Consider the following 18,793-nt stretch of genomic DNA (forward strand, 5'->3'; position numbering starts at 1 on the left):
AGAAAGCCCTACAGTTGGTCTGCTACACCCTCGACTTCATGCGCCGCGACACCGCCGGGTTCCGGCCCACCGTGGAGTTCCTGCTCGCGGAGGCCGCCGCGGTGGCCGCAGATCAGGAGCTGAAATGGGTCTCGCTCTCCAGAGCTCCGCTGGCGCACTCGGACGAGCCGGACTCGCTGCTCGAGGTGCTCCTGGATAGGGCTGGAGCGCGCATCGAGCCCCTGTACGGCTTCCGCTCCCTGGCCGCCTCGAAGTACAAGTTCCACCCCACCCACTCCGGCTGGTACCTGGCCTACGTGGTCAGGGAGTTTCTGGTGCAGTCGGGGAGTCAGTCGGGGGATCGTGGCGGGGCACCGTCGCCAGCGCTCGCGCCCACCGATCGTCCTTGAACTGGGCGGGGACAGCTCCCTGCAGCAGGGCGCGCGTGAGCTGCGGGGACGCCTCTATCGGCTGGTTGGCACCGACCAGGACGATGTTGCCGTAGCGGCGGCCCTTGAGCATCGGCGGATCCGCGATCGCGGCCAGGTGCGGCCACACCTCGCCCATGCCGGCCAGCTCCTCCTTCGCCTCCTTCAGGTCGGCGTGTGCGCCGCAGTTCGCCACGTAGACGCCGGTCTCGCTCAGGCTCTCGCGCGCCGCCCGGAAGAACTCGACCGTGGTCAGGTTGCGCGGGGTGGTGGCGGAGGAGAACACGTCGCGGATGATCACGTCGCGCGTGGCGGGTTTGAACCCGTCGGTGACCTCGCGGGCGTCGCCCACGCGGATCTTCACGGCGGGGGCCCGGGGGACGTCGAAAAGCTCGCGGGCGAGGACGGCCAACTCGCTGTCAATTTCGACGACGGTGTTGCGCGAGCCCTCCCACCGGGAGGCGAAGTACCGGGCGAGGGAGCACGCGCCGCCGCCCAGGTGGGTCAGGCGCGGCTTCTCCCAGCGGGCGTGGTCGTCGAGGAGGTCGGCGATCCAGCGCATGTACTCGAAGTCGAGGCGCTCGGGCTCGCCCGGCACGATCGAGGAGCTGGGCACCCCGTTGACGAGCAGGGTGAGCGACCCGTCGCGCTCGCGGATGACTTCGGCGACTCCGGTGTCAATCTCGTAGAGCTCGCTTTGTGGGGTCATGTCCAGCGAGAGTACACTCACCGGCCATGCGGGTCTTGGCAGCGATGAGCGGCGGCGTCGACAGTTCAGTGGCGGCTGCCAGGCTTGTCGACGCCGGCCACGACGTTGTCGGAGTCCACCTCGCGCTCTCCCGCGACCCCCAGGCCACCCGGGAGTCCGCGCGCGGCTGCTGCTCGCTGGAGGACTCCGCCGACGCGCGCCGGGTGTGCGACAAGCTGGGTATCCCCTTCTACGTGTGGGACTTCTCGGACCGGTTCAAAGAGGACGTGATTGACAATTTCGTCTGGTCCTACGAGCACGGCGAGACCCCGAACCCGTGCCTGCGCTGCAACGAGAAGATCAAGTTCGCGGCGCTGCTCGACCGCGCCCTGGCGCTCGGCTTCGACGCCGTGGCCACCGGCCACTACGCCATCCTCGACAGCGACGGCAACCTGCGCCGCAGCGCCGACCCGCTAAAGGATCAGTCCTACGTGCTCGGCGTGCTCACCCGCGCCGAGCTCGACCACTGCATCTTCCCCGTGGGCGACACGGAAAAGCCGCAGATCCGCGAGGAGGCCAAGCGCCACGGCTTCTCGACGGCCGCGAAACCGGACTCCTATGACATCTGCTTCATCCCCGACGGCAACACCCAGGCCTTCCTCGGCCGGACCATCGGCATGCGCCCCGGCATGATCGTCGACGCGGACGGCACGGAGCTCAAACAGCACGACGGGGCGTTCCAATACACCATCGGCCAGCGCCGCGGCCTGAACCTCCGCGTGCCCGCGGCCGACGGGCAGCCGCGCTACGTCACCGACATCGACTCCGCCACCGGCGTGGTCACCGTGGGCCCGCGCACCGCGCTCGAGGTGCGCGAGATCCGCGCCGACCGCCTCAAGGTGCTCCACCCGGCGATGACCGGGGAGTTCGAGGCGAACGTGCAGATCCGCGCGCACGGGGGCGTGGTCGCCTGCCACGCCTCCGTAACCGGCGACGAGATGACGCTCACCCTGCACGAGCCGCTCGAGGGCGTGGCGCGCGGCCAGGCCGCCGTGCTGTATATGCCCGATCCGGACGGGCTGGGCGACGTCGTTCTGGGTTCCGGCACGATCTGCGCCACCGCGTAGGGCGCCCGCTCCTTCCCCCTAAACTCGGACGGCTCAACTTGCTGCTATTGCGCCTAAACTTGGGGCATGTTGGGGCGTCTGAGTTTAGGGCGAAGGCGAGCCACGCCAGCTCAAGGAGGAAGCAATGACCGCATTCGGCCTCGGTACCCTACCCGGCACCGACTTGGCTAAGGCCGCGGAGATCGTCCTGGGGGAGAGCCCCACCCCGCACATCCCGCAGCTCCCCGAGCGCGGCCTGGGCTCCGACCTCGTCGGGCGCACCGCGGCGCTGCTCGACATCCCCGTCGACCGCGGCCCGCGCGGCTGGCGCGTGGCCACCCAGCACCGCACCGCGCGCGACCAGATGGCGCGCGACCTTGACCACCTTGAAGGGCTGTGGGGCAGCGTCCCCGACGTCAAGGTCCAGCTCGTGGGCCCGTGGACCCTGGCCGCGCAGATCGAGATGGCCAACGGACACCGCATGATCACCGACCCCGGGGCGCTGCGCGACGTCACCGAGGCGCTCCTGGAGGCGGTGCGGGCGCACCGGGCGGACGTCGAGAAGCGCTTTGACGCGCGCACCATCCTCCAGCTCGACGAGCCTGCGCTCGCGGACCTGATGGCGGGCGCGATCGCGGGCGCGACCGACTACGAGACGATCCCGGCGGTGCCCGAGCCCGAGGAGCGGCTGTCGCTTTTCGACGCCCACCTGCTCAACACCACCGCCCTCGTGGACAGCCAGTGGCTCACCGTCGACCTGGACCGAGTCCGCTCCGTGCCCGACAAGGACCGCCTGGCCCAGCTCGTGGAGAGCGGCACCCGGTTGGCCATCGCCCCGGAGGAGCCGAAGCGGGTGTGGCGCTTCCTCGACGAGCTCCAGCTCGACCCGGCCGGAGTGGGGCTGGATGTGTGGGCGCGGCCGGCCGCGACCTTGACGGAGGCGGCCGCGAACTACCGCGGTGCGCGCGAGATGTGGGAGGGGCTGGGCTAACCGGCCATCGGCCAGCTCAGCGAGAAGTCGGAGACGTCGCGGCCTTCCGACTCAAAGTAAGCCTTGAGGTCCATCTGGCACTCGTAGTACTGCACCGCCTGGTACTCCATGAGCTCGTCGTAGGACATCTGGGCGAGCTCCGGCCACATGCGCACCTGCTTCCAGGCGATGCGTGCCGCGGCGGTGGCATCGGCCGTCGCCTCGTGGGCGTTGTCCAGGCGCACGCCGTAGAACTCGCTGAGCACGCCCAGGTTGCGCTTGCCCTTGCGGTAGCGGTCCTTGGCGCGGTCGACGACCAGCGGGTCGTACACGGGGCCGTCGACGGTGAAGTCGCCGGTGAGGGTGCGCAGCACGGTCAGGTCGTAGGGGGCGTTGAACACGATGAGCGTCAGGCCGTCGGACCAGCCGCGCCGGATCGCCGCGACGGTCTCGGCGAGAACCTCGTCGTGGGGGCGGCCCTCGGCGCGCGCCTTCTGCGTGGTGATGCCGTGCACCGCGGCGGCCTTCGCCGGGATGTCCACTCCGGGATCGGCGAGTTCCTCGGTGGACGTGAGCGAGGAGCCGTCGATACGCACGAGCGCCGAGGTTACGATGCGCGCCTCGGCAGGGTTGGCCGAGGTGGTCTCCAGGTCGAAGGAGAGCATGCGGGAGGCGTCGAACGAAGGCATGGCCTTAACTCTAGACTGGCTTGGTGTGAGCGACATTTCCGCAGACCTGCACCGCCAATGGGACGACCTCGCCGAGGAGGTGCGCCACCACCGCGACCTGTACTACAACGGCCAGCCGGTGATCTCGGACAAGGAGTTCGACGAGCTGTACCAGCGTCTCGTGGCATTCGAGGAGGCGCACCCGGAGCTCGCCGTGCCGGAGTCGCCGACGAAGGAGGTCGGCGCGCCGGTCTCGAGCGCGTTCGACGACGTCGAGCACCCCAAGCGGATGATGAGCCTGGACAACGTGTTCTCGGCCGAGGAACTCGCCGATTGGCTGGCGAAGACGCCGGGCCCGTACCTCACCGAGCTGAAGATCGACGGCCTGTCCATCGACCTGATCTACGAAAACGGCGAGCTCACCCGCGCCGCCACGCGTGGCGACGGACGCGTCGGGGAGGACATCACCGCCAACGCCCGCGTCATCCCCGACATCCCGCACACGCTGACGGGGGACTTCCCGGCGCTCGTGGAGGTCCGCGGCGAGGTGTTCATCCGCCCCGAGGACTTCCCGGAGCTCAACGAGCAGCGCATCGCCGAGGGCGGCAAGCCGTTCGCCAACCCGCGAAACACCGCCGCCGGGGGACTGCGGCAGAAGAACCCCGAGGACGTGAAGAAGCGCCGGCTGCGCATGATTTGCCACGGCATCGGCGCCCGCGAGGGGTTCGCGCCCGAGACCCAGCACGAGGCCTACGAGAAGCTCGCCGAGTGGGGGCTTCCCGTATCCGAGTACACGCGCCGGGCGGAGACGGCGCAGCAGGTCCACGAAGCCGTGGAGTATTGGGCCGACCACCGCCACGACGCGATCCACGAGATGGACGGGGTGGTGGTCAAGGTCGACAGTGTCGCGGGCCAGCGCGCGCTGGGTTCGACCTCCCGCGCGCCGCGCTGGGCGATCGCGTACAAGTACCCGCCCGAGGAGGTGACCACGAAGCTGCTGGATATCGAGGTCTCCGTCGGCCGCACGGGGCGCGCGACCCCGTTCGCGGTGCTCGAGCCCGTGTTCGTCTCGGGCTCGACGGTGTCGCTGGCCACGCTGCACAACCAGCATGAGGTCAAGCGCAAGGGCGTGCTCATCGGGGATACGGTGGTGATCCGCAAGGCCGGCGAGATCATCCCCGAGGTGCTGGGCCCCGTCGCGGATCTGCGCGACGGCAGCGAGCGCGAGTTCATCTACCCGAAGGACTGCCCGGCGTGCGGCACGGAGCTTGCGCCGGCCAAGGAGGGCGACGCGGACTGGCGCTGCCCGAACACGCGCTCGTGCCCGGCGCAACTGTCGCAGCGTTTGAAGTACCTGGCATCCCGCGGCGCGTTCGACATCGAGGCGCTCGGGGAGAAGGGTGCGATTGACCTCATCGACTCGGGCGTGCTCGTCGACGAGGGTGACCTGTTCGACCTAACCGAGGAAGACCTCAAAAAGTCCAGCGCCTACACCACCAAGGCGGGAAACGTCAACGCCGCGGGCAAGAAGCTACTGGCCAACCTGGACACCGCGCGCGAGCGCGAACTGTGGCGTGTGCTGGTTGCGCTCTCGATCCGCCACGTTGGGCCCACCGCCGCCCGCGCGCTCGCAGCGCGCTACGCCTCAATGCAGGCGCTTATCGACGCCCCTGTAGCCGACCTCGCCGATACCGACGGCGTGGGGTTGGTTATCGCGCAGTCCTTCAAGGACTGGTTTACGGTGGACTGGCACCGCGACATCGTGGACAAGTGGGCTAAGGCCGGGGTGCGCATGGTCGACGACACCTCCGATGCCGCCCCGCAGACCCTCGAGGGACTTACCGTCGTGGTGACGGGAACCCTGGAGAACTTCTCCCGCGACGAGGCGAAGGAGGCGATCCTGTCACGCGGCGGGAAGGCGGCCGGCTCGGTGTCGAAGAAGACCAGTTACGTCGTGGTGGGAGAAAACGCGGGATCGAAGGAGGACAAGGCGCGCGAGCTTGGCGTTCCCATCCTCAACGAGGAGCAGTTCGAGCAGCTGCTTCAGACCGGGTCGGCGCAGTAGCGGCGTATTTGTACACCGCTAACCCGACGGTTGCGGCGGCGAGGAACGCGAGCGCCGGCCACACCCAAAACGGTACAGCCTCGTACCACATGATAGCGCGCGACAGCAGCAGGACGACGGCCACGGTAAAAACCGGGCTGACCAGGTGGCTCAGCGACCACGTTGGCCGGCGCCACGCCCGGAAGGACTCGTAGGCCAACGCACCTACGCACGTGGCGACAAGAATGTAGCTGATCATCACTTATCTGTCCCTTCGAGTTCTTTGAGCAGGTCCACGGCGAGCCCGTCGACCCACATGCTGCTGGAGTTAGCGACGAACACGGCATCCTCGCCGTCCGGGGACCACAGGAGCATGGTCCTGAATCCACCGGTCCCGCCGTTGTGGAAGGTGTACTCGGTCCCACCTATCTCCCTGTTGCCCCACCCGTACTCGGGGCGGCCGTGGTCGGCGACCCACCGCGCATACTTCGCCATGTCCGCCGGGGTGGAGCGGATGGCGCCCGTCGGGGCCCAGCCGTCCATGTCCCAGGGCTCAACGGTGCGACCCTGCAAGCCGAGTCCTCGGGAGCTGTACTCTCCGGAGCCGGACGTCGCGAGGTACGTCTCATCCATGCCTGCGGGCTCGAGGATTGAGGTGCGCAGCAATTCCTCGTAACTGACGTTCGCGTTGCGGGCCAGAAGCTGCCCGAGAAGGGCGTGGCCGTAGTTGGAGTAGTTGCGCTGGCCGCGATTCTTCAGCTCTGCGTCGCCCGCGTGGGAGATAATCTCATCGGCTGTCGCCTCGCGGTAGGGGTTGCCGTGGAATAAAACCGCAGGTATGCGGTTGCTCAAAAGTTCGGCGGGCACAGAGCTCAACCCGGCGGTGTGGTTGGCGAGCTCTTCCATGGTGACGTCGGCGATCGGGGCGCCGGGGACGTCGATAAGCTCGCCGACTGTTGTTGCAAGCGTGATGTCGCCGCTTGTAATCTGCTGGCGCAGTAGCTCGGCGTTGAAGGTTTTGGTGATGGAGCCGATTTCGAATTCCGTGTGCTCGTCGGCGTCGAGGCCGCCAAAGCGGACGTTGCCGTTGTCGAGGAAGAAGGCGGCGAGGTCGTTGTGCCCGGGTTCGGCGTTGTTGCGAAGCGCGCTGGAGACGGACGCATCGCCCGTGGCGTGCGTGCCCACCGTGATCGGGCGGGGCCCGAGAAGCAGCATCACGGTCAGTGTGGCGATTACGGCGAGGCCGCTGGCGGCCAGAGCAGTCGGTTTCATCAGTGGGCCTCGCACGCTGTGATGATCACCATCAGTGGAATGACGCGGGCGGGGGGAATGGCGTACCCGCCGTCGCGCTTGGTCACCCAACCCGCGGCGTGTAGCGCGCCCAGGTGGTGGTAAGCCGTACCCGTGGAGGAGACGATGCCTTCCGACACGAGCTCGGCAACAGTGGCGGGAGCTCCCAAAAGGCGGCGCAGGATCTCTCCGCGCTGCGGGTGGGCGAGTGCGGACAGGCGCGAGATCTCGTCCTCCCAGGGGCTGTCTGTAACCCAGTGGGTGGGACGGGACCACTCGTATTCGTAGTGGCCGATGCCGGTGTCGACGGCCCCGCCGAACGTGACGGCGCCGTCGATGAGGTCGTCGTTGTCTTTGATCGCCTCGATGAGGGCGAAGGCGGGGGGCTGTTGCTGGGGAGGCGTGAAATGGGCTTCGAGCTGCGCGACGCGCCGCTCGAGGGCGGCGACGCGGTCAATGTCTATGTTCATGATTCTAGAATAACAGAAATATAGAAGCGAAGGCTCCCAACTAACTCTGCGGCCCGATAGCGCATTGAGGTCTTCGCGGTTCGTCCCCAATACACGCGGTACGATCAGCCCATGGCTGGTGGAGCGGGGTCCGAGGGGCGATATCTCCGCCGAGACGATCCTTCTGGCCGCGGAGGAACTTCTCGCCAGCCACGGGCCCGGAGCGCTGACGCAGCGCCGCATCGCGAAACAGGCCGGGGTCAGTCCCACAGCCCTCTACACCTATGCCGCCGACCTGGAGGAGATCCGGATAGAGCTAGGCGACAGGTTCCTCGGAGCAATCGATACAGGGCTGTTGCTTATCGACGATCCCGAAACCGCGCTTGCGACCTTCCTCCAGCACGTGCAGAAGCTCTTCACCGATAACCCCGGTCACGCCCAGCTTCTCGCGCAACAGCGCATCGCGGGACCCAACGCCCTGAAACTCAACGAAACACTACTGACGTTTTTCCAGGTTGCGGTGGGGCACAGTGCCGAGGCTGCGGCCGGCATCACCGGTGTGCACACCGAGTGGGTCTACGGGCATGCCCTCATTGCCGCCGACAACGGTGTCACCCGCGGTTTCGCCCGCGCCCTCGGACGGCAGGAGATGTCGCGATACCCCCTGACGGCGGCGATGATCGGTCAGGCTGGCCCCGGCCTTGATTTTCGGGCCGGAGATGAGATTGTCCGCGGCCTCATGGTGCGGGCGTTGACGTCCCCGCCGACCGGCGGCCGGGGGCAAGCGCAACAGCCGCCAACACGAGAGCTGTGAAGGTGATGCCCGCGACTACCCAATGGTCGGCGGCGCTGGGGCCGGCGGGCAGGCTGATCAGATTCAAAGTGGACAGGGGCAGAGCGTGCGCGAAGGCAGCCGGCCATGGAGAACCGAAACGGTGGGCTGTCGCGCTGAGCAACAAACCGAGCGCGAAGAGCGTAAGCGTCGAGGTCAGCGCAGCATCCAGCGGCAGGACGCCTTGGTAGACCATGGTCCCGTGGAGCGGGAGATGGAAAATCACCCACAGCCCCGAGATTACGGCCGAGGAGCGCCAAACACCGGTATCGCCCAGGCATGAGTGAAGGAACCCGCGCCATGCCACATCCTCGCCGAGAGTGCTCAGTGAGAACAGCAGTGTCGCCGGAGCAATGAACGCCAGCGCCCGCAGGTAGAAGCTGGCAGAATGGGGCTCGCCAACTCCAGCAGCAAGCGCGACGGCCGCCGCGATGGCGTAGGTGCTCAGCAGCACACCCACGGCAACCAGGCTGCCGATGACGGCTCTGCGCCAGGGGGTGCGAAGCCGAAACCAGCCCAGCACGTCGCGCTGGCGATACGCCACGATCACCGTTGCTGCGACAATGGCGGGAATCCACCTGGCGACGATGACGAACCAATTGGGGATAACGACGTCGAGCATGAGGAAAGCCCCGCACACTGCCGTGATGGCCAGCACGACGGCAACGGAAAACGTCAGTGCCATCGACCGGCGTAGTTTATTTGAGCGCTGCACAAATTGGAGCATACCAGGCCGGAGGTCGGGTGGCAGTGGAATACTTAGCGCAGCATCGCGCCGATGATGCGCCCCAGGTCCCCGATCTGCGAGACCTCGGAGGCGAGGAAGTCCGGCCCGCCGATGCGTCCCACCACCAGCACCAAGTCGGTGCCGGCCAGCGGGGAGATGGCCAGGGTGGTGTCCAGCAGCCACCAGGCCTCGGGCACCCACGTGTCGGTTTCGGGGTGGAGGATGCGCGCGGTGGTGACGTCGACAAGCTGCGGTGTCGTTCCGTCGTCGCCGGGGGCGGCCTGGGATGCGGCGATGCGCACGAGGCCGTCGGGGGTCTCGCGCACGACCACGGCCCACGACGAGGTCATGGCCTTCGGCATGACGGAGACCAGCTCGGCCGTCGCGGCAGAGACGTCGTCGGTGACACCCGCGATGCGCGCGAGCATCTGAACCTGCCCGCGGCGGTCCACCCGGCCGGTGAAGGGGCGGATCGAGTCGACTTCCACCCCTTCGACGGAGCTGGCGGCGGTAATCAGAGCGTCGGCAAGCGTGCCCGTGGGAAGTTCCACCACGATGTCGTCGGTGACCACGGCGCCGCGGCCTTCCCGCTCCAGCTGGACGATGTCCACGGAGCGGATGTCGGCGTCGATCATGCCGAACGCTTCCGCGAGTTCGCCGAGGCTTCCCGGGACGTCCGGCAGATGGACGCGGATGAGGTAAGACATGCATCAAGTTATATCACTGGCAGTGACCCAGATCCCTCAACCGGAGTGTCCGGCCGGTGACGTAAGATGAGGGCGTTTGCTAGTTTCAGCCGCAATTACGAGGATAGGAACCACATTGTCGGAGAACTCCATTTCCCGAGACGAGGTGTCCCGCATCGCGCGTCTCGCCCGCATCGCCCTGACAGATGAGGAGCTCGACCAGATCGCGCCGCAGCTCGACCACATCGTCGACGCCGTGTCCAAGGTGCAGCAGGTGGACACCCAGGGAGTCGAGCCGATGAGCCACCCGCACTCCATCGACGCCGGGATGCGCCCGGATGTGGAGAAGAAGACGCTGACGCAGGAGCAGGCGCTCGACCAGGCGCCGGCCGCGCAGGACGAGCGTTTCGTGGTTCCGCAGATTCTTGGGGAAGGGGAGTAGGGCCATGACCGATTACGTGATTCCGTCCGATGGGCTGATTTCCCTCCCGGCCCACGAGCTGTCGCGGAAGATCCAGGCAGGCGAGGTGACCTCCCGCGAGGTCACCCAGGCGTTCCTCGACCGCATCGCGGAGACCGACTCCGAGCTCGGCGCCTTCCTGCACGTGAGCGCGGAGGCGGCCCTGGCCGCGGCCGACGCGGTGGACGCGCAGGTCGCCGCAGGGGAGGCGCCGGCGTCTGCGCTGGCGGGCGTGCCGCTGGCGCTCAAGGACCTGCTCGTGACCACCGACGCGCCCACGACCGCCGCGTCCAAGATACTCGAGGGCTACATGAGCCCGTACGACGCCACCGTGGTGACCAAGCTGCGCGAGGCGGGTATCCCGATCATCGGCAAGACCAACCTCGACGAGTTCGCCATGGGCTCCTCCGGCGAGAACTCCGCGTACTACCCGACGAAGAACCCCCACGATCTCACCCGCGTCCCCGGCGGCTCCGGCTCCGGCACCGCCGCCGCGCTCGCCGCGGGACAGGCGCCGCTGGGCATCGGCACCGACACCGGCGGCTCCATCCGCCAGCCCGCCTCCCTGACCGGCACCGTGGGAGCGAAGCCGACCTACGGCGGGGTGTCCCGCTACGGCGTGATCGCCAACGCGTCGTCGCTCGACCAGGTCGGGCCGTGCGCCAACACCGTGCTGGACACCGCCCTGCTGCACGAGATCATCGCCGGCCACGACGAGTTCGACGCGACCTCCGTCGACCGCCCCGTCCCGGCGGTTGTCGCCGCCGCGCGCGAAGGTGCGTCCGGGGATTTGAGCGGCGTGAAGATCGGCCGCGTAAAGCAGTTCTCCCGCCCCGGCACCCAGGACGGCGTGAACGAGGTCATCGAGGCCGCCTTCGCGCAGCTCGCCCGGCAGGGCGCGGAGATCATCGAGGTCGACTGCCCCAACTTCGACAACGTCATGGGCGCCTACTACCTCATCCAAACCTCCGAGGTGTCCTCCAACCTGGCCCGCTTCGACGGCATGCGCTACGGCCTGCGCGCAGGCGACGACGGCACCCGCTCCGCCGAGGAGGTCATGGCGCTGACCCGCGGCGAGGGCTTCGGCGACGAGGTCAAGCGCCGCATCATCCTGGGCACCTACGCGCTCTCCGTGGGCTACTACGACGCCTACTACCTGCAGGCGCAGCGCGTGCGCAACCTCGTCGCGCAGGATTTCCGGGCCGCGTTCGACCAGGTCGACGTCATCGCCGGGCCCGCGGTGCCCACCACCGCCTTCCCGCTGGGCGACAAGATCGACGACCCGCTGGCGATGTACAACTTCGACCTGTTCACCCTGCCGCTGAACCTCGCCGGCCTGCCAGGCATGTCCGTGCCGGCCGGCACCGCCTCAGACACCAACCTGCCCGTGGGCCTGCAGCTCATCGCCCCGGCGTTCGAGGACGACCGCATGTACCGCGTGGGTGCCGCATTTGAAGCAGGCCGCCGCTAACCGCCCCGGCCACGCGCGGGCGCTGGCGGCGCTTGCCGCCGGATACTTCCTGGTCATGGTGGACCAGGGGGTCACGCCCGTGATCACCCCGCACCTGCCGTTGGGCGTGGGTGAGGCGGTGTGGCTGACCAGCGTCTACCTGATCTGCACGGTCGTGCCGATGCCGGTCGCCGGCCGGCTCGGGGACCGCTACGGCCAGCGCCTCGTCTTCCTGTGCGGGCTCGCCGCGTACACGGCGGCGCTGGGACTGGCGGCGGTGTCGTGGTCGCTGCCGAGCCTCGTGGCGGCCCGCGCCCTCCAGGGCTTGGGCTCCGCGGCGTTCCTGCCCCAGGCCTTCGGCATGATCAACCGCATCATCCCGAACGACCGCCGCGGCCGCGCCTTCGCGGCGTGGGGGGTCGTAGGCTCCGTCGGCTCGCTGCTCGGCCCCATCCTCGGCGGCGTGCTTGTCGGCGGCGGCTGGCGCGCGGCCTTCGCTGCCCAGGCGCTCGCCGGGCTTCTCGCCGTTGTCGCCGCGAGCCGCTGGCTGCCGGCTCTTCCCACCGCCCCCGCGCGTATCGACGCCTTATCCACCGCGCTCTCCCTGGCCGGGCTGGGTGCGGTGGTCTACGGTGTGCAGTTCCTCAACCTGCCCGCCGTCATCGTGGGCGTGGCCCTGCTGGCGGTGTTCCTGGTCATGCAGGCGCGCGGGGGTAAGGACGCTCTCGTTCCCGTGCGCCTGTTTTCGGACGGCAACTTCTCCGCGGGCACCCTCGGCATCGCCGCCATGGGGTTTACGGCCGCGGCCCTCTTCATCCCGGTGATGTACTGGCTGCAGGGTGACGCCGGGGTGGCGTCGTCACGCGCGGGGCTCATCGTGGCCCCGATGTCGCTGGTGGCTCTGGTGCTTACGCCGTGGGCGGGGGAACTCGCCGACCGCGTCAGCCCGCGGGCGCTCTCGGCGGCGGGCTTCGGTGTCATGGCCGCGGGCCTGCTGCTCGGGTGGTGGGTCATCGAATTCGATCGGCCGGCGCTGTGGTTCGCGCTGGTCACTGCGGTTCTGGGGGCGGGCAGCGCGTTCGTGTGGGCGCCGAACGCGACGACGACGATGCGGTTCGTGCCCGAGGACGCCGCGGGCGCGGCCTCCGGGCTCTACAACACGGTGCGGCAGGTCGGCTCCGTCGTGGGCGTGGCGCTCGTCGGGGCCGTGCTCGCCGGCGGGCCGGTGTCGGAGACTGCGGCGCCCGCGCTGCTGGCCGTTCTCGCCGCCACCCTGCTCGGCCTCGCCAGCACCGCTTTCCTGCGCAGGGACGTGGCAGAAGAAAAACGCTAGGGTTGAGGCCATGCGACTAGCCACACTCACATGCGGTGGAGACTGCCCGGGGCTTAATGCTGTCATCCGGGGGATCGTGCGCACCGCGAGCTCCGAGTACGGCTCCACCGTCGTCGGGTACCTGGACGGGTGGAGCGGCCTGCTGAAGGACAGGCGCATCGACCTCTACGACGATGCGTTCATTGATTCCATCCTCCTGCGCGGCGGGACCATCCTGGGCACCGGGCGGCTTCACCCGGACAAGTTCAAGGCCGGGCTGGACACCATCAAGCGCAATCTTGATGACGCCGGCATTGACGCGCTGATCGCCATCGGCGGCGAAGGCACCCTCAAGGGGGCGAAGTGGCTCTCCGACAACGGCGTGCACGTGGTGGGCGTGCCCAAGACCATTGACAATGACGTCGCCGCCACTGACTACACCTTCGGGTTCGACACCGCGGTGTCCGTGGCCACCGACGCCATCGACCGCCTGCACACCACCGCGGAATCCCACAACCGCATCCTCATCGTGGAGGTCATGGGGCGCCACGTCGGCTGGATCGCCCTGCACGCGGGAATGGCCGGAGGCGCGCACTACACCGTGATCCCCGAGGAGCCCTTCGACATCGCGGAAATCTGCAAGGCCATGGAGCGGCGCTTCCAGATGGGGGAGAAGTACGGAATCATCGTCGTGGCCGAGGGCGCGGTGCCCAAGGAAGGCACCATGGACGCGGGCTTGGGCGAGGAGGACGAGTTCGGCCACGTCACCTTCAACGGCATGGGCCAGATCATCGCCGACGAAATCAAGAACCGCCTGGGCTACGACGTGCGCACCACCGTGCTGGGCCACATCCAGCGCGGCGGAACGCCGACCGCCTACGACCGTGTCCTGGCGACGCGTTACGGCATCAACGCGGCTCGGGCCGCGCACGAGGGCAAATTCGACACCTGTGTCGCCCTGCACGGCGAGGATATCGAGCTCGTGTCCTTAGAAAGCGCGGTCGCGCACCTGAAGCAGGTCCCGGAGAGCCGCTACCGCAGCGCGCGCACCATGTTCGGTTAGGGGGCCTCTCTACGCACGTGTCATGTGGTGGAATTAGAATCCCAACGCATGGAACAGAATACGTCTTCACTGCAGCAGCAGCCACCCGAGCGTGATGAGGATCGCTCAGCCTATTTAGCCACCCTCGGATTCCCCCTCCTCGTGCTCGCGGGCGGGGCCGTCGGATACTTCGCCCCGGGCGTCGTGGAGCCCATCTCGGGATGGACCACGTGGCTGCTCGGGGTGGTCATGTTCGGCATGGGCCTGACCCTGCGCCCGGTCGACTTCGCGCTCGTGGCCAAACGCCCGTTGCCGGTTCTCATCGGCGTGGTCGCGCAGTTCGTCATCATGCCCGCCACCGCCGTTCTCGTGACCTATCTGCTCAACCTGCCCCCAGAGCTCGCCGCCGGCGTGATCCTGGTCGGCTGCGCGCCCGGCGGCACGTCCTCGAACGTGGTCACCTACCTGGCCCGCGGCGACGTCGCGCTGTCGGTGACCATGACCTCGGTCTCCACTCTCCTCGCACCCATCATGACGCCGCTTCTCACCCTGTGGCTCGCCGGCCAGCACATGCCGGTCAGCGCCGCGGCCATGGCGGGGTCGATCATGAAAATGGTGCTCATCCCGGTTGCCGCCGGTCTAATCGTGCGGCTCCTGCTCCCCAAGGTCGTCGCACGCATCCTTCCCGCCCTGCCCTGGATCTCGGTTATCGCCATCTCCATGATTGTGGCGATCGTGGTCTTCGGGTCGCGGGAAAAGATCGTCCAGGCGGGCCTCATCGTGCTCGCCGCTGTGGCCATCCACAACATCCTGGGGTACCTGCTGGGGTACCTGACCGGCAAGCTCACCGGCCAGCCGGAATCCGCTTCGCGCACGATGTCGATCGAGGTGGGGATGCAGAACTCGGGCCTGGCGGCGACTCTCGCCTCGACCTATCTCAGCCCGCTGGCGGCCCTGCCGGGCGCGGTGTTCTCCGTCTGGCACAACCTGTCCGGCGCGGTCGTCGCGCTGTTGGCCCGCAGCGCCGACGAACGCGCCGCCCGCCGCGCTAGCATGTCCGCATGACCCACGCCGCATCACGCTCGTCACAACCGCGAGAGGCCGTCGCGATGTCCGGCCCCGTCGTGCGCTTGGAAGCCCTCGGCCCGGCCCACGCCGACGACCTGCGCGCGGCGGTGGGCGACCTCGGGGCGACGTGGTACGTCGACCACGTCCCCGCGCCGGAGGAGGTGGACGCCCAGATCGCGTTTCTCGCGGCCAGCGACAACTACGTCCCGTGGGCCGTCATCGATGCGGAAACGGGCCGCGCGGTGGGCGTGACCTGCATCTACAACATCGACGAGCGCAACAAGCACTGCGAGCTGGGGTACACCTGGCTCTCCAGGGAGTCCCAGGGCACGCTGACCAATCCCGCCCTGAAGCTCCTCGTGCTCACCCGGGTCTTCGATGACCTCGGCTTCATGCGCGCGGAGTTCCGCTGCCATTCCATGAACTGGCAATCCCGGAGGTCCTTAGAAAAGCTCGGCGCCACGCTCGAGGGAACGCTTCGCCGCCACCGGATCATGAACAACGGCACGGTGCGCGATTCCTGCATCTACTCCATCCTGGACTACGAGTGGCCGACCGTGAAGTGCGGGCTCCAGGCACGCCTCGACTCGGCGCGGCACTAGCGGCGATAGACTGTCACCCATGACTGCCTACGATCTGATGGATTTTGATGACGTCCTGGACAAGTACGACCCCGTGATGGGGCTTGAGGTCCACGTCGAGCTGGGGACGGAAACCAAAATGTTCTCCACGTCCTCGGCGCACTTCGGGGCAGCCCCGAACACAAACGTCGACCCGGTCTCGCTGGGCCTGCCGGGCGCGCTCCCCGTGGTCAACGCCAAGGGCGTGGAGTGGGCCATCAAGATCGGCCTCGCGCTGAACTGCACCATCGCGGAAAGCTCACGGTTCGCGCGCAAGAATTACTTCTACCCGGACCAGCCGAAGAACTACCAGATCTCGCAGTACGACGAGCCCATCGCCTACGACGGCTACCTGGATGTGGTGCTGGAGGACGGCACTGAGTGGCGCGTCGAAATCGAGCGCGCCCACATGGAGGAGGACACCGGCAAGCTCACGCACCTAGGCTCGGCCTCCGGCCGCATCACTGGGGCAACTGCCTCGCTCGTGGACTGCAACCGCGCCGGCATCCCGCTCATCGAGATCGTGACCAAGCCGATCATCGGCGCCGGGTCGCGCGCGCCCGAGGTGGCCAAGGCCTACGTGGGCGCGCTGCGCGAGCTGGTCAAGGCCCTCGGGGTCTCCGACGCCCGCATGGACCAGGGCTCGATGCGTTGCGACGCCAACGTGTCCCTGCGCCCGATCGGCCAGGAGAAGTTCGGCACCCGCACCGAAACGAAGAATATCAATTCGCTCAAGTCCGTCGAGCAGGCGGTGCGCTTCGAGATGCAGCGCCAGGCCCAGGTGTTGGATAACGGCGGGGAGATCATCCAGGAGACCCGCCACTACCAGGAAAAGGACGGATCCACGTCGAAGGGCCGCCCGAAGGAGGAGGCCTCCGACTACCGCTACTTCAACGACCCCGACCTGCCGCCGGTGATCGCCAAGAAGGAGTGGGTCGATGAGATCCGCGCCACGCTTCCGGAGCTGCCGTGGGTGCGCCGCGCCCGCATCCAGGAGGAGTGGCAGCTGCCGGAGAAGGAGTTCCGCGATCTGGTCAACGCCGGGGCCCTCGACCTGGTCATCAGCACGGTCGAGGCGGGCACCACGCCGGACGAGGCTCGCGCGTGGTGGGTGTCCTACATCACGGCCAAGGCCAACGAGCAGGGCAAGGACCTGGATGCGATCGGTGTCAGCCCCGCTGACGTCGCCCGGGTTGTCGCCCTGGTTAAGGAGGGCAAGCTGACAACGAAGCTGGGGCGCCAGGCTATCGACGGCGTGATTGCGGGCGAGGGCAGCGTTGACGAGGTCGTCGATAAGCGGGGGCTCGAGGTCGTGCGGGATGACTCCGCGATCGAGAAAGCGGTCGACGATGCGCTGGCCGCGAACCCGGACATCGTGGAGAAGTACCGCGCCGGCAACAAGAAAGTCACCGGTGCGATCGTCGGCGCGGTGATGAAGGCGACGCAGGGAAAGGCGGACCCGGGCCAGGTCAACCAGCTCATCGCGAAGAAGCTGAGCTAGCGCACCGCCGTGGAGCCGCCGGTGTCCTCCGGCGTGACGGCCGGGAAGCTGACGGTCTCGTACATTTCGTCGTAGGCCTCCCAGTCGATGGGGGCGTGCTTCGGCGGTTCGGGCGCGCCCTCGTAGTCGGGGGACTCGGGATCCAGCGCCGGAGTCTCCTCGAGAGAGAACTCGTTTTCCGGGTCGGCGTCCAGGTCGGCGGCGACCTCCTCTTGGACGGACTGCCACAGCTGGGTGTCCTCCACGTGCGACTCGGTGACCAGCTCCTCAACCTCCGCGCGCTGGCGGTCGGTCAGCTCGGTCTCAGCGGGATCGAGGGCCTTTTCCGCGAGCTCGGCGAGGCGCTCGCGGCGCTGTGTCTCCTCGCGGATGAGCGCGCGGTCCTTGATCCACGCGTAGACCATCACCGCGATGAGCACCATGCCCAGGTAGCCGATGATGGGGTACACCCAGCCGAGGAGGTCGGCGAAGCCGATGAAGGACAGGGCGAAGCCGATTAGGACCACGGTGAAGTAGATGGGCCGGAAGCGCTGCGGGTGGTGCGCCGACATGCGTCGCGCCATGGCGTAGAACATGCCGACGGCGGTGTTGTAGATCATCAGGTAGATGATGAGCGAGACGACGACGCCGACCGCCGGGTGCATGTTGTCGAAGACCATGAGCAGCGGGAAGTCTGCGCCGAAGACGCCGTCCATGTTGACGAAGATGACGAAGGCGAGGATGACCAGCAAGACGGAGAAGATGATGCCGCCGATGAGCCCGCCCGTGCCGGCCTCGCGCGGGTTCATCTGGGAGCCCGCGATGACCAGGATCATCGAGACGCCGACGATGACGCACAGCGCCGCGTAGTTCAGTGCGGAGAGCACCCAGTTGTTGGCCACGCCGGAAGCGGGCTCGTTGTGCAGGGCGAGCTCGTTGAGGGCGCCGAGGTTGTCGGGCATGTCGATGATGGTGACCACCAGCGCGCCGATCACCGCGAGAATGAGCAGCGGGGTGATGGCGGAGATGACGTTGGTGAGCCTGTCCACGTCGAGGAAGCCGGACGCGATGAGCGCGATGGCCATGATCACCGACCCGACCCAGGTGGGGAAGCCGAACTGCTGCTCCAGGTTGGAGCCGGCGCCGGCGACCATGACGAATCCGATGGCGAAGAGCGTGAACATGGTGGCGAGGTCCATGAACGCGGCCACCGCGGGGCGCGAGACGGACTTGAACACCGCGCTGTGGTCGTCGGCGAGGAAGTAGGAGCCGAGCTGGAACAGCGTCGTGCCGACGATGACGATGACGATGCCGGCGAGGATGGAGCCGGCGATGCCCCAGTACCCGTAGGCGAGGAAGTACTGGATGGTTTCCTGGCCGGAGGCGAAACCGGCCCCGACGAGGAGGCCCACGAAGGCGAGGGCGACCTTGATAGATTTTTTCATGGAGAATCCCGAATACATCATTGAATAGAAACTTGTTATGAACGAGTTC

The 18,793-nt window shown here is 67.7% G+C and carries 19 protein-coding genes; 12 read left to right on the forward strand and 7 right to left on the reverse strand.

The annotated features are described in order from the left end of the window. The first annotated feature begins 14 nt into the window (after positions 1-14). A complete protein-coding gene (locus tag BLS40_RS01830) occupies positions 15-389 on the forward strand; it encodes a phosphatidylglycerol lysyltransferase domain-containing protein (RefSeq protein ID WP_407922410.1) in 375 nt (124 codons plus the stop codon). Here the strand turns inward: BLS40_RS01830 and BLS40_RS01835 are convergent. After that, a complete protein-coding gene (locus BLS40_RS01835; protein WP_092147995.1) occupies positions 301-1,116 on the reverse strand; it encodes a spermidine synthase in 816 nt (271 codons plus the stop codon). The genes BLS40_RS01830 and BLS40_RS01835 overlap by 89 nt on opposite strands. Before the next feature lie 26 nt (positions 1,117-1,142). On the opposite strand from BLS40_RS01835, the gene mnmA reads away from it, so the two are divergent. Both mnmA and BLS40_RS01845 read left to right on the forward strand, forming a co-directional pair. Next, the gene (mnmA, locus tag BLS40_RS01840; protein ID WP_092147998.1) at positions 1,143-2,222 is read left to right on the forward strand and encodes a tRNA 2-thiouridine(34) synthase MnmA; all 1,080 of its coding nucleotides are present in this window, start codon (positions 1,143-1,145) and stop codon (positions 2,220-2,222) included. Between the two features lie 124 nt (positions 2,223-2,346). Beyond that, positions 2,347-3,192: a uroporphyrinogen decarboxylase/cobalamine-independent methonine synthase family protein gene (locus BLS40_RS01845; protein ID WP_092148001.1), complete on the forward strand. Its 846-nt coding sequence runs from the start codon at positions 2,347-2,349 to the stop codon at positions 3,190-3,192. Here the strand turns inward: BLS40_RS01845 and BLS40_RS01850 are convergent. Then, complete coding sequence (locus BLS40_RS01850; RefSeq protein ID WP_092148004.1) at positions 3,189-3,860, reverse strand: 3'-5' exonuclease; 672 nt, start codon at positions 3,858-3,860, stop codon at positions 3,189-3,191. The genes BLS40_RS01845 and BLS40_RS01850 overlap by 4 nt on opposite strands. Between BLS40_RS01850 and ligA the strand changes: the two genes are divergently transcribed. Next, positions 3,859-5,904 carry an NAD-dependent DNA ligase LigA gene (gene ligA, locus BLS40_RS01855; RefSeq protein ID WP_407922411.1) on the forward strand — a complete coding sequence of 682 codons (2,046 nt, stop codon included), beginning with the start codon at positions 3,859-3,861 and terminating at the stop codon, positions 5,902-5,904. The two genes, BLS40_RS01850 and ligA, sit on opposite strands and share 2 nt — an antisense overlap. Positions 5,905-6,141: 237 nt before the next feature. Here ligA and BLS40_RS01860 read toward each other — a convergent pair whose 3' ends face one another. Both BLS40_RS01860 and BLS40_RS01865 read right to left on the reverse strand, forming a co-directional pair. Further along, a complete protein-coding gene (locus BLS40_RS01860; RefSeq protein ID WP_092148007.1) occupies positions 6,142-7,155 on the reverse strand; it encodes a serine hydrolase domain-containing protein in 1,014 nt (337 codons plus the stop codon). Further along, positions 7,155-7,643, reverse strand: coding sequence for an ArsR/SmtB family transcription factor (locus tag BLS40_RS01865; RefSeq protein ID WP_092148010.1), 489 nt, complete (start codon positions 7,641-7,643; stop codon positions 7,155-7,157). The genes BLS40_RS01860 and BLS40_RS01865 overlap by 1 nt, the downstream gene beginning before the upstream one ends. A gap of 118 nt (positions 7,644-7,761) precedes the next feature. Between BLS40_RS01865 and BLS40_RS01870 the strand changes: the two genes are divergently transcribed. After that, complete coding sequence (locus BLS40_RS01870) at positions 7,762-8,436, forward strand: TetR/AcrR family transcriptional regulator (RefSeq protein ID WP_197672621.1); 675 nt, start codon at positions 7,762-7,764, stop codon at positions 8,434-8,436. On the opposite strand, the gene BLS40_RS01875 is transcribed toward BLS40_RS01870, so the two are convergent. Further along, positions 8,360-9,139: a CPBP family glutamic-type intramembrane protease gene (locus BLS40_RS01875; RefSeq protein ID WP_157672427.1), complete on the reverse strand. Its 780-nt coding sequence runs from the start codon at positions 9,137-9,139 to the stop codon at positions 8,360-8,362. The genes BLS40_RS01870 and BLS40_RS01875 overlap by 77 nt on opposite strands. Positions 9,140-9,213: 74 nt before the next feature. Further along, positions 9,214-9,888, reverse strand: coding sequence for an ACT domain-containing protein (locus tag BLS40_RS01880; RefSeq protein WP_092148016.1), 675 nt, complete (start codon positions 9,886-9,888; stop codon positions 9,214-9,216). A gap of 115 nt (positions 9,889-10,003) precedes the next feature. Between BLS40_RS01880 and gatC the strand changes: the two genes are divergently transcribed. Genes gatC through gatB form a run of 7 tightly spaced genes read left to right on the forward strand, consistent with a single transcriptional unit; the run spans position 10,004 to position 17,320 of the window. Next, positions 10,004-10,309 (forward strand): Asp-tRNA(Asn)/Glu-tRNA(Gln) amidotransferase subunit GatC, encoded by a 306-nt coding sequence (gene gatC / locus BLS40_RS01885; RefSeq protein ID WP_092148019.1) that lies wholly within the window; start codon positions 10,004-10,006, stop codon positions 10,307-10,309. Positions 10,310-10,313: 4 nt separating this feature from the next. Next, entirely contained in the window at positions 10,314-11,798 is a 1,485-nt protein-coding gene (gene gatA, locus BLS40_RS01890) for an Asp-tRNA(Asn)/Glu-tRNA(Gln) amidotransferase subunit GatA (protein ID WP_092148022.1), read from the forward strand. After that, positions 11,770-13,110 (forward strand): MFS transporter, encoded by a 1,341-nt coding sequence (locus BLS40_RS01895; RefSeq protein WP_231908489.1) that lies wholly within the window; start codon positions 11,770-11,772, stop codon positions 13,108-13,110. The genes gatA and BLS40_RS01895 overlap by 29 nt, the downstream gene beginning before the upstream one ends. 10 nt (positions 13,111-13,120) lie before the next feature. Beyond that, positions 13,121-14,152, forward strand: coding sequence for a 6-phosphofructokinase (locus BLS40_RS01900; RefSeq protein ID WP_092148025.1), 1,032 nt, complete (start codon positions 13,121-13,123; stop codon positions 14,150-14,152). A gap of 48 nt (positions 14,153-14,200) precedes the next feature. Further along, positions 14,201-15,196 carry a bile acid:sodium symporter family protein gene (locus BLS40_RS01905; protein WP_092148029.1) on the forward strand — a complete coding sequence of 332 codons (996 nt, stop codon included), beginning with the start codon at positions 14,201-14,203 and terminating at the stop codon, positions 15,194-15,196. Then, positions 15,193-15,801: a GNAT family N-acetyltransferase gene (locus BLS40_RS01910; protein WP_092148032.1), complete on the forward strand. Its 609-nt coding sequence runs from the start codon at positions 15,193-15,195 to the stop codon at positions 15,799-15,801. The genes BLS40_RS01905 and BLS40_RS01910 overlap by 4 nt, the downstream gene beginning before the upstream one ends. Positions 15,802-15,820: 19 nt before the next feature. Further along, positions 15,821-17,320 (forward strand): Asp-tRNA(Asn)/Glu-tRNA(Gln) amidotransferase subunit GatB, encoded by a 1,500-nt coding sequence (gatB, locus tag BLS40_RS01915; protein WP_092148035.1) that lies wholly within the window; start codon positions 15,821-15,823, stop codon positions 17,318-17,320. Here gatB and BLS40_RS01920 read toward each other — a convergent pair. Next, on the reverse strand, positions 17,317-18,744 hold the full coding sequence (locus BLS40_RS01920; protein WP_092152041.1) for a YkvI family membrane protein: 1,428 nt from the start codon (positions 18,742-18,744) through the stop codon (positions 17,317-17,319). The genes gatB and BLS40_RS01920 overlap by 4 nt on opposite strands. Positions 18,745-18,793 lie beyond the last annotated feature (49 nt).

This window comes from Corynebacterium mycetoides (assembly GCF_900103625.1).
Taxonomy (GTDB): Bacteria; Actinomycetota; Actinomycetes; order Mycobacteriales; family Mycobacteriaceae; genus Corynebacterium; species Corynebacterium mycetoides.

Coding starts and splice junctions, on each gene's coding strand:
- BLS40_RS01860 (WP_092148007.1), bottom strand. CDS start 7,155: ATGAAACCGACTGCTCTGGCCGCCAGCGGCCTCGCCGTAATCGCCACA.
- BLS40_RS01865 (WP_092148010.1), bottom strand. CDS start 7,643: ATGAACATAGACATTGACCGCGTCGCCGCCCTCGAGCGGCGCGTCGCG.
- BLS40_RS01910 (WP_092148032.1), top strand. CDS start 15,193: ATGACCCACGCCGCATCACGCTCGTCACAACCGCGAGAGGCCGTCGCG.
- BLS40_RS01900 (WP_092148025.1), top strand. CDS start 13,121: ATGCGACTAGCCACACTCACATGCGGTGGAGACTGCCCGGGGCTTAAT.
- ligA (WP_407922411.1), top strand. CDS start 3,859: ATGGCCTTAACTCTAGACTGGCTTGGTGTGAGCGACATTTCCGCAGAC.
- BLS40_RS01905 (WP_092148029.1), top strand. CDS start 14,201: ATGGAACAGAATACGTCTTCACTGCAGCAGCAGCCACCCGAGCGTGAT.
- gatB (WP_092148035.1), top strand. CDS start 15,821: ATGACTGCCTACGATCTGATGGATTTTGATGACGTCCTGGACAAGTAC.
- gatA (WP_092148022.1), top strand. CDS start 10,314: ATGACCGATTACGTGATTCCGTCCGATGGGCTGATTTCCCTCCCGGCC.
- BLS40_RS01845 (WP_092148001.1), top strand. CDS start 2,347: ATGACCGCATTCGGCCTCGGTACCCTACCCGGCACCGACTTGGCTAAG.
- BLS40_RS01875 (WP_157672427.1), bottom strand. CDS start 9,139: ATGGCACTGACGTTTTCCGTTGCCGTCGTGCTGGCCATCACGGCAGTG.
- BLS40_RS01920 (WP_092152041.1), bottom strand. CDS start 18,744: ATGAAAAAATCTATCAAGGTCGCCCTCGCCTTCGTGGGCCTCCTCGTC.
- BLS40_RS01835 (WP_092147995.1), bottom strand. CDS start 1,116: ATGACCCCACAAAGCGAGCTCTACGAGATTGACACCGGAGTCGCCGAA.
- mnmA (WP_092147998.1), top strand. CDS start 1,143: ATGCGGGTCTTGGCAGCGATGAGCGGCGGCGTCGACAGTTCAGTGGCG.
- BLS40_RS01880 (WP_092148016.1), bottom strand. CDS start 9,888: ATGTCTTACCTCATCCGCGTCCATCTGCCGGACGTCCCGGGAAGCCTC.
- BLS40_RS01850 (WP_092148004.1), bottom strand. CDS start 3,860: ATGCCTTCGTTCGACGCCTCCCGCATGCTCTCCTTCGACCTGGAGACC.